Raw genomic sequence first — 13,297 nt, forward strand, 5'->3', positions numbered from 1 at the left:
TTGAAGGGGAGAATTATGCAGAATGTCACTCAGTTAACTGTCGCCAAGACAGGCGCGATGCGGGACGAAGACGACGGTCTCTCGTATCTGTTTCTGGGAACCGGGGCCGGCTTTTCCTTCTATTGCCTGGCGTTCACGCTTCCCTTTCTGGTCTACGGCGCCAATACCGCGTTTTTCCTGATGCTTTACACCTGGCCATTCTTTCTAGCGCTGATGCCGTTGTCGATAATCGTCGGCGTGGCATTCTGTTTTATGTTGTCTCAACGTATCTGGTACGCCTTGTCGGCAACGGGATTGTCAACGTTCTTACTGGTCTGGCTGACGTTTTCTTTTTTCATCGGCGAGTAAATCCTGCGCCCGTTAATATCAGGAGCCTCTCGATCCTTGACTGGGCGGTATGACGATGGGGAGGTGGGTTGTTTTTTCAGTGTGTTTCATCATTTTTCCCATTAGTGAACCACTTTTTCCCCTCTGCTATACGATCTATTTTCAGCATTCTTTCCTGTCTTTTCCCCTTCTTTCACGGGAATCTTCGCCCCTGTAGCTAGACAGTGTGGAGTCGAAGCAAAAGTTATGGGATGATTAGGCGGCTTTTCAGGGGGCGGGATGGGAAAACTTACGCTGTTATTATTGATAATACTCGGCTGGCTTCAGTATTCGCTGTGGCTGGGGAAGAATGGTGTTCATGATTATGTTCGGGTCAACGACGACGTTGTTGTCCAGCAGGCGAACAATGCCAAGCTGAAGGCTCGTAATGAACAACTGTTTGCGGAAATCGACGATCTGGACGGCGGACAGGAAGCGATTGAAGAGCGTGCGCGCAATGAACTGGGCATGATTAAACCCGGAGAAAGCTTTTATCGCCTGGTTCCTGAATCCGGATACCGCAGTGGCGTGAACGCCCCGTCATCGTTACCCAACAATACATCACACTAACGCATGCTAAAACAAATTGCTTCCCAGCCAGAGGTTGTCGCTGTCTTACCTGCCGCCGGCAACGGCAGCCGGATGCAAAGCACTTGCCCTAAACAGTATTTGACTATCGGCAGTAAAACCATTCTTGAACACGCGATCGGCGCGCTGTTGTCTCATCCCCGCATCACCCGAGTGATTGTCGCCATTAGTCCTGATGACACCCGCTTTCACGCTTTGCCTATCGCCGGCGATCCTCGCGTCAGTGTGGTTATCGGCGGGAAACAGCGCGCTGATTCCGTGCTGGCGGGGCTAAATAGCGTTGCCGGCGCTGAATGGGCGCTGGTGCATGACGCGGCGCGACCTTGCCTGCACCAGGACGATCTTGAACGGCTGCTGAGTATTACGCGGCATAGTGACGTCGGAGGAATTCTGGCGTCTCCCGTTCGTGATACCATGAAGCGCGGCGCGGGAATGGCGATAGATCACACGGTGGAGCGTAACGATCTGTGGCATGCCCTGACGCCGCAGCTGTTTCCATTGGCATTACTGAAAACCTGTTTACAGCAGGCGTTGCGTGATGGCGCGACAGTCACTGACGAAGCCTCCGCTCTGGAGTATTGTGGTTATCATCCACAAATCGTCAGCGGGCGGGCTGATAACATCAAAGTAACCCGTCCGGAAGATCTGGCATTGGCTGCGTTTTATTTAACGAATTTACAGCACAGCCATTCTATTGGGTAAACCTACATTCTACTGAATAAGTTATAAGGAGAACGCACGATGCGTATCGGTCACGGTTTCGATGTTCATAAATTGGGTGGCGAAGGTCCACTGGTGATCGGCGGGGTGCGTATTCCTTATACTCAGGGGCTGCTTGCGCATTCTGACGGGGATGTCGTCTTACATGCGGTGACGGATGCGCTGCTGGGCGCTGCCGCGATGGGCGACATCGGCAAACTATTTCCCGATACCGATCCGGCATTCAAAGGCGCCGACAGCCGTGGGTTGCTGCGTGAAGCGTGGCGTCGCATCGGCGAAAAAGGCTATCGGCTAGGCAATCTGGATGTCACGATCATCGCTCAGGCGCCGAAGATGGCCCCCCACATTCCGCAAATGCGCGTCAATCTGGCGGAAGATCTGCAAAGTCATATGGACGACGTGAACGTCAAGGCCACCACCACCGAGCAGCTCGGATTTACCGGCCGGGGTGAGGGCATCGCCTGTGAAGCCGTCGTACTGTTAGTGAAAAGTGAAGCGGGTGAAATCGTCGCATGGTAGGCATGGAAATGCATGAAACGCTTACCTGGTTGCATGGCAAACCGCTGGCATCGGGCGTACTGAAATCCACGGCGGAAGATTTCAAGGTGATTGAAGATTTGGGCTTTCAGCCTGATGGAGAAGGCGAGCATATCCTGGCGCGTATCCGTAAATGCGGTTGCAATACGCAATTTGTGGCGGAAGCGCTGGCGAAATTTGCCCGAATACCGCAACGTGCGGTGAGCTACGCGGGTCTGAAAGATCGGCATGCGCTGACGGAGCAATGGTTTTGCCTCCATATTCCTGGTAAAGATTCCCCTGATTTAAATGACTTCGCTCTGGAAGGTTGTGAAGTTCTTGAATTTGCACGTCATCGTCGTAAATTGCGTATTGGCGCATTGCAGGGGAACGCTTTTACGCTGGTATTGCGCCAAATCAGCGATCGGGCCGAGGTCGACGCCCGTTTGCAGCGGATTGCGCAAGACGGCGTACCTAACTATTTCGGCAGTCAGCGATTCGGCAAAAACGGCAATAACCTGGCGCAGGCCCGCCTCTGGGCAAACAATGATATCCGGGTTAAGGAACGCAGCAAGCGCAGTTTTTATCTTTCCGCCAGCCGCAGCGCCTTGTTTAATCAGGTAGCCAGCGTCCGGTTGACGCAGCAATTGGCTACAACGGTTTTATGCGGCGATGCATTACAATTAGCGGGGCGTGGCAGTTGGTTTGTCGCCAAACCCGATGAATTGTCCGTTTTACAGGCGCGTCTTGATGCCGGCGAACTTCTGGTAACGGCGCCGTTGCCGGGGGATGGCGCGCCGGGCACGCGGGATGCCGCGCTGGTTTTTGAACAGGAAAACCTTGCCGGTCAGGAAACGTTGCTGTCTTTATTGCGGCGCGAACGGGTAGAGCCGGCTCGTCGGGCGATACTGCTCTATCCGCGGCAAATGAGCTGGAATTGGCTGGATGAGGCAACGCTCGAACTGAAATTCTGGTTGCCGGCGGGGAGTTTCGCTACCAGCGTCGTGCGTGAAATTCTGAACCCGCATCAGGACATTGATATCAGCGCCTGATGTCTTGCGGTTTATTTTTAATTGACCGGATTTAATGACAACGATGATGGCGGCTGCAAATTTTACCCTGTGGGGGAAAATGAGTATATCGACGACAAGGTTAACCAAAGCTGAGGTTAGCGGGGTATGGTAAACAAACGCATGCAAACGCTGCTGGATCTCTTGCGCCGGCAGGGAATACAGGATGAGCGCCTGCTGCAGGCGATAGCCGCCGTGCCCAGAGAGCGCTTTGTTGACGAAGCTTTTGAACACAAGGCTTATGAGAATACAGCGTTGCCGATAGGGTCGGGGCAGACGATTTCGCAGCCCTATATGGTGGCGAAAATGACGGAATTATTGGGCTTGACGCCGGTTTCCCGCGTATTGGAAATCGGTACCGGCTCAGGGTATCAAACGGCGATCCTGGCGCATTTGGTTAAACATGTCTGTTCCGTTGAGCGTATCAAAGGGCTTCAGTGGCAGGCTAAACGCCGCCTTAAACAGCTTGATTTGCATAATGTCTCTACCCGTCACGGCGATGGCTGGCAGGGCTGGGCATCGCGCGGGCCCTTTGATGCCATTATTGTGACGGCCGCGCCACCGGAGATCCCCCAAGCCCTGCTGGATCAGCTAGATGAAGGCGGAGTGATGGTTCTGCCGGTAGGCGATCTGTCACAAATGTTACAGGTGGTTAAGCGTCAGGCAGGCGAGTTTATTATCCAAACAGTTGAGGCAGTTCGGTTTGTTCCTCTAGTCAAAGGCGAATTAGCCTGATACGGTTGCGGCGAGTCTTGTCTGTTGTTGGGAATTTAAGATTTCAATACAACTGGTTTATGGTATGAACTTGCTGATATTGCTAGCATCAGATAAGAATGTTGTCTCTCCGATTTCGTTTATGTGTCAGGGATGAAGAAATGGCGATCTTTCTCGTTCTGATTGACGAAAAAAATACCTGAACTCAGTTACGCTACAATGGATATGGGCTACAAATGTCTGAACTGATTACTGAATTTTATAGTTATAGGGGAGTAAGGCGCATGGGAAGCCGAATGATGAATTTGCGTCAGATCGCTGCTTGTTCGTTGGTTGTCTTAGGGTTGGCCGGTTGTTCTAATGATAATTCCAAATCCGCACCGATCAGCAGCGTCGGCGGAAATGCGGGCAGCGGCAGAAGCGGCATGATGTCCGCGCCCCCATCACAGATGACGTCCGCCGACTCGAAAGTGACCACTCGCGATGGCCGAATCGTTTATAACCGCAGTTATGACAATATCCCGAAAGGAAGTTACAACGGTGGGAGTACTTATACGGTTAAGCGGGGAGACACGCTGTTTTACATCGCCTGGATCACCGGCAACGATTATCGCGACCTTGCCCAACGCAACAATATTTCTGAGCCTTATAGTTTGAATGTCGGTCAGACTCTGAGTCTGGGCAACGGCGTGGATACTTCCGGCGCCGCGACCAGCGGCGGCATGATGGCGGCTAGAGATGCAACCACGGGGGGCGTACCGGTACCGCCTTCAAGCAATCAAATACAAACGAGTAATCAAATACAAAATACGCAGGTTGATTCTCGGACAACTAACGCGTATTCTGATAATTCGGGTAAACAGAATGTAGGTAAGATGTTACCTACAACAGGGGCTGCAACGACTGCTCCTGTTACCGCACCAGCGGCTGTTGCCAGCAGCAATACGGCTGCTGTCGGCAGTTGGCGTTGGCCCACAGAAGGGAAAGTCATCGATAGTTTCTCCGATTCGGAAGGAGGAAATAAAGGGATTGATATCGCCGGCTCTCGTGGGCAATCCGTTGTTGCTACCGCCAGTGGGCGTGTAGTTTATGCGGGCAACGCGTTGCGTGGTTACGGTAATCTGATAATCATCAAACATAATGATGACTACCTGAGTGCCTACGCTCATAATGAAAGCATGCTGGTCCGGGAGCAACAAGAAGTCACGGCGGGGCAAAAAATAGCTACCATGGGTAGCACCGGAACCAGTTCAGTTCGTTTGCATTTTGAAATTCGTTACAAGGGGAAATCCGTAAACCCGCTGCGTTTTCTTCCGCAGCGATAAATCGGGCAGAGTATTTCGGTATTCTGCCAAGGGATCACGGGTAGGAGCCACTTATGAGCCAAAATACGCTGAAAGTTAACGAGTTGCATGAAGATGCTGATTTTGAAGAGAATGGACTTGACGTTTTTGAAGACAAAGCGCTAGCAGAGGAAGAAACCAGTGATAATGACTCAGCTGAAGAAGAGTTGTTATCACAGGGAGTTCCGCAGCGTGTTTTAGATGCGACGCAGCTCTATTTGGGAGAAATTGGTTATTCACCGCTTTTAACTGCTGAAGAAGAAGTCTTTTTTGCCCGGCGAGCGTTGCGTGGCGATACGCCGTCACGCCGCCGGATGATAGAAAGTAATCTGAGGCTGGTAGTAAAGATCGCCCGCCGTTACAACAATCGTGGTCTGGCATTATTGGATCTGATTGAAGAAGGTAACCTTGGCCTGATCCGGGCCGTTGAAAAATTTGACCCAGAGAAGGGATTCCGTTTTTCAACTTACGCCACCTGGTGGATCCGGCAAACCATAGAACGGGCGATCATGAATCAGACCCGAACTATTCGCCTGCCAATCCACATCGTTAAAGAATTGAATGTCTATCTGCGTACCGCACGCGAACTTTCTCATAAACTGGACCATGAGCCGAGTGCGGAAGAGATTGCCGAACAGCTCGACAAACCTGTTGATGATGTTAATCGCATGCTTCGTCTGAATGAGCGCATTACCTCCGTTGACACTCCGCTGGGCGGTGATTCGGAAAAGGCGCTGTTGGATATACTGGCGGATGAAAAAGACAATGGGCCGGAAGATACCACCCAGAATAACGATATGAAGCAGAATATCGTTAAGTGGCTGTTTGAACTGAACGCGAAACAGCGTGAAGTATTGGCTCGTCGTTTTGGCCTGTTAGGATACGAAGCGGCTACATTGGAAGATGTTGGTCGGGAAATCGGTCTTACGCGCGAGCGTGTTCGACAGATTCAGGTCGAAGGGTTACGTCGTCTGCGGGAAATCCTGCAGGTGCAAGGGCTGGATATTGAAGAATTGTTCCGTGAGTAATGCCGATTGGCCGATCTTGACGGAATAGAAATGGTGGGGGAACCCACCATTTTTTATGGCGGGTATTCTGCCCGCCTGCCAGGATCGTCGTAAGCGACGTTTAAAATCGCTTCCGGCGATTTTTTATATCTGTCCTTCCCGTCATGGAAAGGACAGACTCCCGGCAATTAGCGCACCACGTTTGCCACCAGGAAATCGACGATTTCGCTGGTTTTAATCATTTGCTTCTCACCGCCGCGGCGATTTTTATATTCAATCTCTTCATTATCCAGATTGCGATCGCCAATGACGATGGTGTGCGGTACGCCAATCAGTTCCATATCGGCAAACATCACACCCGGACGCTCTTTGCGGTCATCCAGCAGGACTTCGATGCCTTTTGCCCGTAATTGTTGATAAATATCTTCGGCAACCTCTTTCACGCGGAAAGATTTGTGCATATTCATCGGCAGAATGGCAACGTGGAAAGGCGCGATAGCATCAGGCCAGATAATGCCGCGATCGTCGTGGTTTTGCTCAATCGCCGCCGCCACCACACGGGTAATGCCGATGCCGTAGCAGCCCATCATCAGGATCTGATTACGCCCGTCTTCTCCCTGAACGGTCGCTTTCAGGGCTTCAGAGTATTTGCTGCCTAATTGGAAGATATGGCCAACTTCAATACCACGTTTGATTTGCAGCGTGCCTTTTTCATCCGGGCTGATATCGCCTTCCACCACGTTGCGAATATCGGCAACCAGCGGCAGAGCTACGTCGCGTTCCCAGTTGATGCCAAAGTAGTGTTTGCCGTCAATGTTGGCACCGGCGCCAAAATCACTCATTGCCGCAACCGTGCGGTCGACCACGACGGGAATAGGCAAATTAACCGGGCCAAGCGAACCAGGACCCGCACCGATAATCGAACGGATCTCTTCTTCCGTGGCGAATGTCAGCGGGCTGGCTACTAACGAAAGTTTCTCGGCCTTAACTTCGTTTAATTCATGATCGCCGCGAACCAGCAGGGCGACCAGCTTATGGCCGCTCTCCTCGGTGGCTTTCACCAGCAACGTTTTTACGGTTTTCTCAACCGGAAGTTTGAATTGCCCAACCAGTTCCGCGATGGTTTTAGCATTTGGCGTGTCGACCAGGCGGAGTTCTTCTTTTGCTTCAGCGCGCCCTAATTTAGGCGCAACGGCTTCCGCCAATTCAATATTTGCGGCATAGTCGGAACCGGTAGAGAAAACGACATCGTCTTCGCCACTCTCCGCCAATACCTGAAATTCATGGGACGCATTACCGCCGATAGAACCGGTATCGGCCTGAACCGCTCTGAAATCCAAATCCATACGGCTGAATATTTTACTGTAGGCGGCGTACATTGCATCGTACGTGACCTGTAATGATTCCTGTGAGGTATGGAAAGAATAGGCATCTTTCATCAGGAACTCGCGGGAACGCATCACGCCAAAGCGCGGACGGACTTCATCACGAAATTTGGTCTGAATCTGAAAGAAATTCAACGGTAGCTGTTTATAGGAGCTGATTTCGTTACGAACCAAATCGGTAATGACTTCTTCATGCGTTGGACCGAGTACGAACGGACGTTCGCCGCGATCGACAAAACGCAACAGTTCGGGACCATATTGCTCCCAACGGCCACTCTCCACCCACAAATCGGCGGGCTGAACGACCGGCATAGACACTTCGATCGCGCCAGCGTTGTTCATTTCTTCGCGAACGATGTTTTCAACTTTTTTCAGAACCCGTAAGCCAGTCGGCAACCAGGTATAAAGGCCGGAGGCCAGTTTACGGATCATTCCGGCTCGGAGCATCAGCTGATGGCTGATCACTTCCGCATCGGCAGGCGTCTCCTTTAGTGTGGAGAGCAGATATTGGCTAGTACGCATGGTGTTTTAGTTCCGTTAGAACGACGAATGGCATCAGGCTGCCAGTGCAGCCGAAGACATAAAAAGTGGCTTAGTTTACCAGTGTGCGCCGTTCGTCAAAAGAGACGCCGAACAATTTTATGGCGGTTAGCGCCGTTCACTCATTGCGCCTGCTATCCTCGGTGTGAGAAAACGATGGAGCTTCAAGGCAGAGCACTTCCGTGCGCAGCGTCGACACCCGCCAGCGGACGTTAAATTCCAGCAGTAAAACGGCGTATTCCCTCTCGCTATCCTCACCTTTACGATAAGCAGGGCGCGGATCCTGAGCGAGTATCTGAGTGATAAACCGTTTTAAATGGGGATATTTTTTCTGCTGCGCGGCGATCTGCTGTTCCGCCAGCGGGGAAAAAATAACCGGCATTGCGCCTTCCGGAGCCAACTGCGCAAAACCCGCCTGGGCGTGAGGCTGACTTTCCGCAAATGGCAGATAGGGCTTGATATCAATCACCGGCGTCCCATCGACCAGATCGAGACTTCCCAACTCCAGCTTTACCGAATTGCCTTCAGTATGGATCGCTTTCAATTCCACCAGCGACATGCCGACAGGATTGGGGCGAAAGGTCGAACGTGTGGCAAAAACGCCCACGCGCGCATTTCCGCCTAATCTGGGAGGCCGAACGGTGGGGCGCCAGCCGCCTTCCATGGTTTGATGGAAAATAAACAGGATCCAGATGTGACTGAAATCAGTTAATCCACGCACGCATTCCGGCTGGTTGTATGGCGGCAGTAGCTGGAGTTCGCCTCCGCCATCTTCAATCAGACCCGGCTGCCGCGGAATGGCAAACTTTTCTTTATAAGGGGAGCGGATTACGCCGATCTGATTGAAAAAGAACCCTTTCATTGATTGGAAACTTGTAATGCCGAGCCTTGGCAAACCGCTTGACGATAACAGCCGGCGACGCCGCTGATAATCTGACATTCATGCAGCAGAACGGCATTGGCTTTGATGGCGGTTGCACGGGTCTGCATTCTTTTGCGGGCGGTGGCGATGTTGGGGGGCGCGTCTTGAACGCTTACCTGACAGGATGAGCCGGAAACTTCGCCCATATCACGGAACGGGGTGCCAACCAATTCTTCGGCACTCTTGTATAACACTGCCGGAGCGGCAGGCCGGGGAGCCGGTTTGGGTTTAGCCGCCGGTTCGACTTTATGTTCGCTGACGGGTGGATGCTCCGGGGCTGGTGACTTTTGTAATAGAGAACATCCTGTTAGCGACATTGCTAACAGAATAAGCGGTAGGGCGCGCATAAAATTTCCTCAGTTCTTTCTCCAAGAGCGGATATTGAAGCAAGCTATTGCACAAATAACAAGACGGGCCGTAGCCCGTCTTAGCGATATATTTTGTAAAGGTAATAATAATGATATTACCAACCTTTAACGGCGCCGCCATTAAAGATTTTATTGGCCGCGTCATTCACTTCATCTGACTGATACGCCTGGACGAATTTTTTCACATTCTCGGCGTCTTTATTATCTTCACGAGAAACCAAAAGGTTTACATAAGGAGAATCTTTTTCCTCAACAAATAGACCATCTTTGGTCGGCGTCAGGTTAATCTGGCTGGCATAAGTGGTGTTGATAACCGCCAATGCGATCTGGGCGTCATCCAGCGAACGTGGCAACTGCGGCGCTTCCAGCTCAACAATTTTGAGGTTTTTCGGATTTTCCGTTACATCCAGAACCGTCGGCAACAGACCAACGTTTTCTTTCAGTTTAATCAACCCCACTTTCTGCAACAGCAGTAACGTCCGGCCCAGGTTCGTTGGGTCGTTTGGCACCGCGACCTGAGAGCCGTCCTGTAATTCATCCAGTGATTTTATTTTTTTGGAGTAACCGGCAATGGGATACACGAAGGTGTTGCCCACGGAAACCAGCTTATAACCACGATCTTTAATTTGTTGATCCAGATAGGGTTTATGCTGGAAAGCATTCAGATCGATGTCGCCTTTGCTCAATGCTTCATTCGGCAATACATAATCATTGAACGTGACTAACTCAACATCCAAACCGTATTTATCTTTTGCCACTTTTTGGGCGACTTCCGCAACTTGTTGCTCTGCGCCAACAATGACACCCACTTTAATATGATTAGGGTCTTTTTCTTCCTGACCGCATCCCGCTATAGCCAGAGCGCCAATCAATGCGCCGACGGCTGCGATGGATTTCAATTTGATCGCCATATCCTTCCCTCTAAATTAAATGTCTTCGTGGCATGTGCTCGGAATAAGCACATGCGGGTTTCAACGCTTGCTTACTTATGTGTGACGGCTTTTACTGCGCGGTCGCCACAGAATTGAATCAGATAAACCAGAATAACCAACAATATTAATACAGTATTCATCACTGTCGCGTTATAACCAATATAACCATACTGATAACCAATTTGACCTAAGCCGCCCGCGCCAACGGCGCCGCCCATCGCGGAATAACCCACAAGTGTGATGAGCGTGATGGTCGCGGCGTTAATCAGACTCGGTAATGCTTCTGGCAACAGTATTTTTCTGATGATTTGCATGGGCGTCGCTCCCATGGCTCGTGACGCTTCAATCAATCCTGTTGGAATCTCCAGCAGCGCGTTTTCTACCATACGGGCAATAAAAGGCGCCGCGCCGACGGTTAATGGAACAATTGCGGCTTGCAGACCGATGGATGTACCGACAATGATGCGGGTGAATGGAATCATCCATACCAGTAAAATGATAAAAGGAATTGAGCGGAAAATATTTACCAGGGCTGAAAGCCCCCGGTAAAGTTTGGGGTTAGAGATAATTTGCCCCGGTCGGGTGGTGTAAAGCAGCACGCCCACCGGCAGGCCAAGCACAAAACCAAAAAAGCCGGAAACCAATGTCATTGCCACGGTTTCCCACACACCACGGGCCATTAGCCACATCATGGCTTCAGACATAACCTAATACCTCGATATTTGCATGGTGATCCTGCAGGAATTTTATTGCCGCCAGAGTATCCGCTTCCTGGCCGTGCATTTCCGCCAGCATAATGCCGAATTTTACTCCGCCTGCATAATCCATCTGCGCGCTGATGATATTATTGTTGATGTTGAAACGCCGGGCGACTTCGGATAGCAACGGCGCGTCCACGGATTGACCGGTAAACTCCATCCGCAGCAATGGCACGCTGCCTTCCCGCTGCGTTGGCGTCATGCGTTCAACGTAATCTTCGGGAATATCCAAATGTAATGTTGAATGGATGAATTTCTGCGCCAGCGGGGTTTTGGGGTGGGAGAACAATTGTCCCACCGTGTCCTGCTCAATCAGACACCCATCGCTGATCACGGCGACCTGGTCGCAAATACGTTTTACGACATCCATTTCGTGGGTGATTAATAGGATCGTCAGTCCCAGACGACGATTGATATCTTTAAGTAACGTCAAAATGGATCGGGTCGTTGCCGGATCCAACGCGCTGGTTGCTTCGTCGCACAACAAAACTTTAGGGTTACTGGCTAATGAACGGGCAATGGCTACACGCTGCTTTTGTCCGCCCGAAAGGTTGGCGGGGTAGGCGTCGTGCTTGTCTGACAGACCCACCAAATCCAGTAATTCATTCACCCGGCGGGTAATTTCGCTCTTTGGCGTGTTATCAAGTTCCAGCGGAAGGGCGATATTGCCGAAAACCGTGCGCGACGAAAGCAAATTAAAATGTTGAAAAATCATCCCAATTTGACGGCGAGCTTGTGTTAGCTGGTTTTCTGATAGTTTCGTCAGATCCTGCCCATCAACCAGCACGGTGCCTTGAGTTGGCCGTTCTAATAAATTGACGCAGCGAATCAACGTGCTTTTACCGGCACCCGATGAGCCGATAACGCCATAGATTTGTCCTTTGGGAACATGAAGGTTTACATTGGCAAGCGCGGTGATTTCTCGCCCGTTTTGCTGAAAAACCTTAGTAATATTAGAAAGTTCAATCATAAATTTTATTGTAAGCGCCTATGGCTGGATAAATCAGATTCTGAAGAGTCAGAATGTTAGCTGGATGTTAGGGCGTCTAGACGTCTAAGTCAATTGAGATTGTCGTTACCCGGCATTCTCACTGAGAAGAAAAACATGCGATACTAACCGGCAATTTACGCCATCGGGAGCAAAGTAAGTGGCACAGAGTGTTCCAGCAGTTTTTCTTGATCGTGACGGTACGATTAATGTCGATCACGGTTATGTTCATGAGATCGATCAGTTTCAATTCATTGACGGTGTTATTGATGCCATGCGTGAGTTGAAGAATATGGGATTCGCGTTAGTTCTGGTTACCAATCAATCGGGCATTGCCCGCGGTAAATTTACTGAAGATCAGTTTATGCAACTGACAGAATGGATGGATTGGTCTTTGGCCGACCGCGGTGTGGATTTGGATGGCATCTATTTCTGCCCGCATCATCCTGAATACGGAAATGAAGAGTATCGTCTGGTCTGCGATTGCCGCAAACCTGAACCGGGCATGCTGATTTCCGCACAGCGTCATCTGAATATCGATATGGCCGCTTCCTATATGGTAGGTGATAAAGCTGAAGATATGCAGGCTGCAATCGCCGCCGGCGTGGGAACCAAAGTTTTGGTTCGTACGGGTAAGCCCATCACCGAAGTGGGGGAGTCTTTGGCTGATGACGTTATCAATAGCCTTGCCGATCTGCCTCAGTGGATAAAAACGCGCACTAAATCGACCAAGTGAATGAATGTTGCGCAAACAGTAAAAAGTTGGCGATATTCGCTTGCGCTTCTGAGCTGGCTCCCTATAATGCGCCTCCATCGACACGGCGCTGTGAATTCACAACCGGGTCGGTAAAAAAAAGAGAACAACCTGTTTGAAATAAACATTGACTCTTAAAGAGGAAAGCGTAATATACGCCACCTCGCGCGGCGGCTCCGGCCACAGTGCACTGCTCTTTAACAATTTAATCAGACAATCTGTGTGGGCACTCACAAGACCGTATCGGCAACGATATAAAAAAGTCTTGAAGAGTGACTAGCAGTAAATTCATTACGAATAAACAGTTACTAATTCTTTGAGCACAG

15 protein-coding genes are annotated in these 13,297 nt (G+C 50.7%); 9 read left to right on the forward strand and 6 right to left on the reverse strand.

Annotated elements, in window-relative coordinates; all coding sequences use genetic code 11:
• The first annotated feature begins 15 nt into the window (after nt 1–15).
• The 8 genes from ACN28R_RS00745 to rpoS all read left to right on the forward strand — a co-directional run bounded on the left by ACN28R_RS00745 (nt 16) and on the right by rpoS (nt 6,345).
• Nucleotides 16–348, forward strand: coding sequence for a DUF3561 family protein (locus ACN28R_RS00745; RefSeq protein WP_048637680.1), 333 nt, complete (start codon nt 16–18; stop codon nt 346–348).
• 258 nt (nt 349–606) lie between these two features.
• Nucleotides 607–936 carry a cell division protein FtsB gene (ftsB, locus tag ACN28R_RS00750; RefSeq protein ID WP_095833306.1) on the forward strand — a complete coding sequence of 110 codons (330 nt, stop codon included), beginning with the start codon at nt 607–609 and terminating at the stop codon, nt 934–936.
• Nucleotides 937–939: 3 nt separating this feature from the next.
• Complete coding sequence (gene ispD / locus ACN28R_RS00755) at nt 940–1,656, forward strand: 2-C-methyl-D-erythritol 4-phosphate cytidylyltransferase (RefSeq protein WP_095833307.1); 717 nt, start codon at nt 940–942, stop codon at nt 1,654–1,656.
• A 39-nt stretch (nt 1,657–1,695) separates the two neighbouring features.
• Nucleotides 1,696–2,193, forward strand: a complete 498-nt coding sequence (gene ispF, locus ACN28R_RS00760) for a 2-C-methyl-D-erythritol 2,4-cyclodiphosphate synthase (protein ID WP_048637683.1) — start codon at nt 1,696–1,698, stop codon at nt 2,191–2,193.
• A 2-nt stretch (nt 2,194–2,195) separates the two neighbouring features.
• A complete protein-coding gene (gene truD / locus ACN28R_RS00765; protein ID WP_095833308.1) occupies nt 2,196–3,242 on the forward strand; it encodes a tRNA pseudouridine(13) synthase TruD in 1,047 nt (348 codons plus the stop codon).
• Between the two features lie 126 nt (nt 3,243–3,368).
• On the forward strand, nt 3,369–3,995 hold the full coding sequence (locus ACN28R_RS00770) for a protein-L-isoaspartate(D-aspartate) O-methyltransferase (RefSeq protein WP_048637685.1): 627 nt from the start codon (nt 3,369–3,371) through the stop codon (nt 3,993–3,995).
• 275 nt (nt 3,996–4,270) lie between these two features.
• On the forward strand, nt 4,271–5,299 hold the full coding sequence (nlpD, locus tag ACN28R_RS00775) for a murein hydrolase activator NlpD (RefSeq protein WP_183096819.1): 1,029 nt from the start codon (nt 4,271–4,273) through the stop codon (nt 5,297–5,299).
• A gap of 53 nt (nt 5,300–5,352) precedes the next feature.
• The gene (gene rpoS, locus ACN28R_RS00780) at nt 5,353–6,345 is read left to right on the forward strand and encodes an RNA polymerase sigma factor RpoS (protein ID WP_048637687.1); all 993 of its coding nucleotides are present in this window, start codon (nt 5,353–5,355) and stop codon (nt 6,343–6,345) included.
• Nucleotides 6,346–6,512: 167 nt separating this feature from the next.
• Here rpoS and proS read toward each other — a convergent pair whose 3' ends face one another.
• The 6 genes from proS to metN form a co-directional block, all read right to left on the reverse strand.
• Nucleotides 6,513–8,231, reverse strand: coding sequence for a proline--tRNA ligase (proS, locus tag ACN28R_RS00785; RefSeq protein WP_048637688.1), 1,719 nt, complete (start codon nt 8,229–8,231; stop codon nt 6,513–6,515).
• A 136-nt stretch (nt 8,232–8,367) separates the two neighbouring features.
• The gene (tsaA, locus tag ACN28R_RS00790; protein ID WP_095833310.1) at nt 8,368–9,111 is read right to left on the reverse strand and encodes a tRNA (N6-threonylcarbamoyladenosine(37)-N6)-methyltransferase TrmO; all 744 of its coding nucleotides are present in this window, start codon (nt 9,109–9,111) and stop codon (nt 8,368–8,370) included.
• Nucleotides 9,108–9,518 (reverse strand): Rcs stress response system protein RcsF, encoded by a 411-nt coding sequence (gene rcsF / locus ACN28R_RS00795; RefSeq protein ID WP_048637690.1) that lies wholly within the window; start codon nt 9,516–9,518, stop codon nt 9,108–9,110. The genes tsaA and rcsF overlap by 4 nt, the downstream gene beginning before the upstream one ends.
• Nucleotides 9,519–9,634: 116 nt before the next feature.
• The gene (locus ACN28R_RS00800) at nt 9,635–10,450 is read right to left on the reverse strand and encodes a MetQ/NlpA family lipoprotein (RefSeq protein WP_048637691.1); all 816 of its coding nucleotides are present in this window, start codon (nt 10,448–10,450) and stop codon (nt 9,635–9,637) included.
• Nucleotides 10,451–10,521: 71 nt separating this feature from the next.
• Nucleotides 10,522–11,175, reverse strand: coding sequence for a methionine ABC transporter permease MetI (locus ACN28R_RS00805; protein ID WP_048637692.1), 654 nt, complete (start codon nt 11,173–11,175; stop codon nt 10,522–10,524).
• Nucleotides 11,168–12,199 (reverse strand): methionine ABC transporter ATP-binding protein MetN, encoded by a 1,032-nt coding sequence (gene metN, locus ACN28R_RS00810; RefSeq protein WP_095833311.1) that lies wholly within the window; start codon nt 12,197–12,199, stop codon nt 11,168–11,170. Before metN ends, ACN28R_RS00805 begins: the two co-directional genes overlap by 8 nt.
• A 178-nt stretch (nt 12,200–12,377) precedes the next feature.
• Between metN and gmhB the strand changes: the two genes are divergently transcribed.
• Nucleotides 12,378–12,953 carry a D-glycero-beta-D-manno-heptose 1,7-bisphosphate 7-phosphatase gene (gene gmhB, locus ACN28R_RS00815; protein WP_048637694.1) on the forward strand — a complete coding sequence of 192 codons (576 nt, stop codon included), beginning with the start codon at nt 12,378–12,380 and terminating at the stop codon, nt 12,951–12,953.
• Nucleotides 12,954–13,297 lie beyond the last annotated feature (344 nt).

The sequence above is a fragment of the Brenneria goodwinii genome (assembly GCF_002291445.1).
Classification (GTDB): Bacteria; Pseudomonadota; Gammaproteobacteria; order Enterobacterales; family Enterobacteriaceae; genus Brenneria; species Brenneria goodwinii.

Excerpts from the sequence above, each read along its gene's own strand:
- metN (WP_095833311.1), bottom strand. The coding sequence starts at position 12,199 with ATGATTGAACTTTCTAATATTACTAAGGTTTTTCAGCAAAACGGGCGA.
- proS (WP_048637688.1), bottom strand. The coding sequence starts at position 8,231 with ATGCGTACTAGCCAATATCTGCTCTCCACACTAAAGGAGACGCCTGCC.
- truD (WP_095833308.1), top strand. The coding sequence starts at position 2,196 with ATGGAAATGCATGAAACGCTTACCTGGTTGCATGGCAAACCGCTGGCA.
- ACN28R_RS00805 (WP_048637692.1), bottom strand. The coding sequence starts at position 11,175 with ATGTCTGAAGCCATGATGTGGCTAATGGCCCGTGGTGTGTGGGAAACC.
- nlpD (WP_183096819.1), top strand. The coding sequence starts at position 4,271 with ATGATGAATTTGCGTCAGATCGCTGCTTGTTCGTTGGTTGTCTTAGGG.
- tsaA (WP_095833310.1), bottom strand. The coding sequence starts at position 9,111 with ATGAAAGGGTTCTTTTTCAATCAGATCGGCGTAATCCGCTCCCCTTAT.
- ispF (WP_048637683.1), top strand. The coding sequence starts at position 1,696 with ATGCGTATCGGTCACGGTTTCGATGTTCATAAATTGGGTGGCGAAGGT.
- rpoS (WP_048637687.1), top strand. The coding sequence starts at position 5,353 with ATGAGCCAAAATACGCTGAAAGTTAACGAGTTGCATGAAGATGCTGAT.
- ispD (WP_095833307.1), top strand. The coding sequence starts at position 940 with ATGCTAAAACAAATTGCTTCCCAGCCAGAGGTTGTCGCTGTCTTACCT.
- ACN28R_RS00745 (WP_048637680.1), top strand. The coding sequence starts at position 16 with ATGCAGAATGTCACTCAGTTAACTGTCGCCAAGACAGGCGCGATGCGG.
- rcsF (WP_048637690.1), bottom strand. The coding sequence starts at position 9,518 with ATGCGCGCCCTACCGCTTATTCTGTTAGCAATGTCGCTAACAGGATGT.
- ACN28R_RS00800 (WP_048637691.1), bottom strand. The coding sequence starts at position 10,450 with ATGGCGATCAAATTGAAATCCATCGCAGCCGTCGGCGCATTGATTGGC.
- ACN28R_RS00770 (WP_048637685.1), top strand. The coding sequence starts at position 3,369 with ATGGTAAACAAACGCATGCAAACGCTGCTGGATCTCTTGCGCCGGCAG.
- ftsB (WP_095833306.1), top strand. The coding sequence starts at position 607 with ATGGGAAAACTTACGCTGTTATTATTGATAATACTCGGCTGGCTTCAG.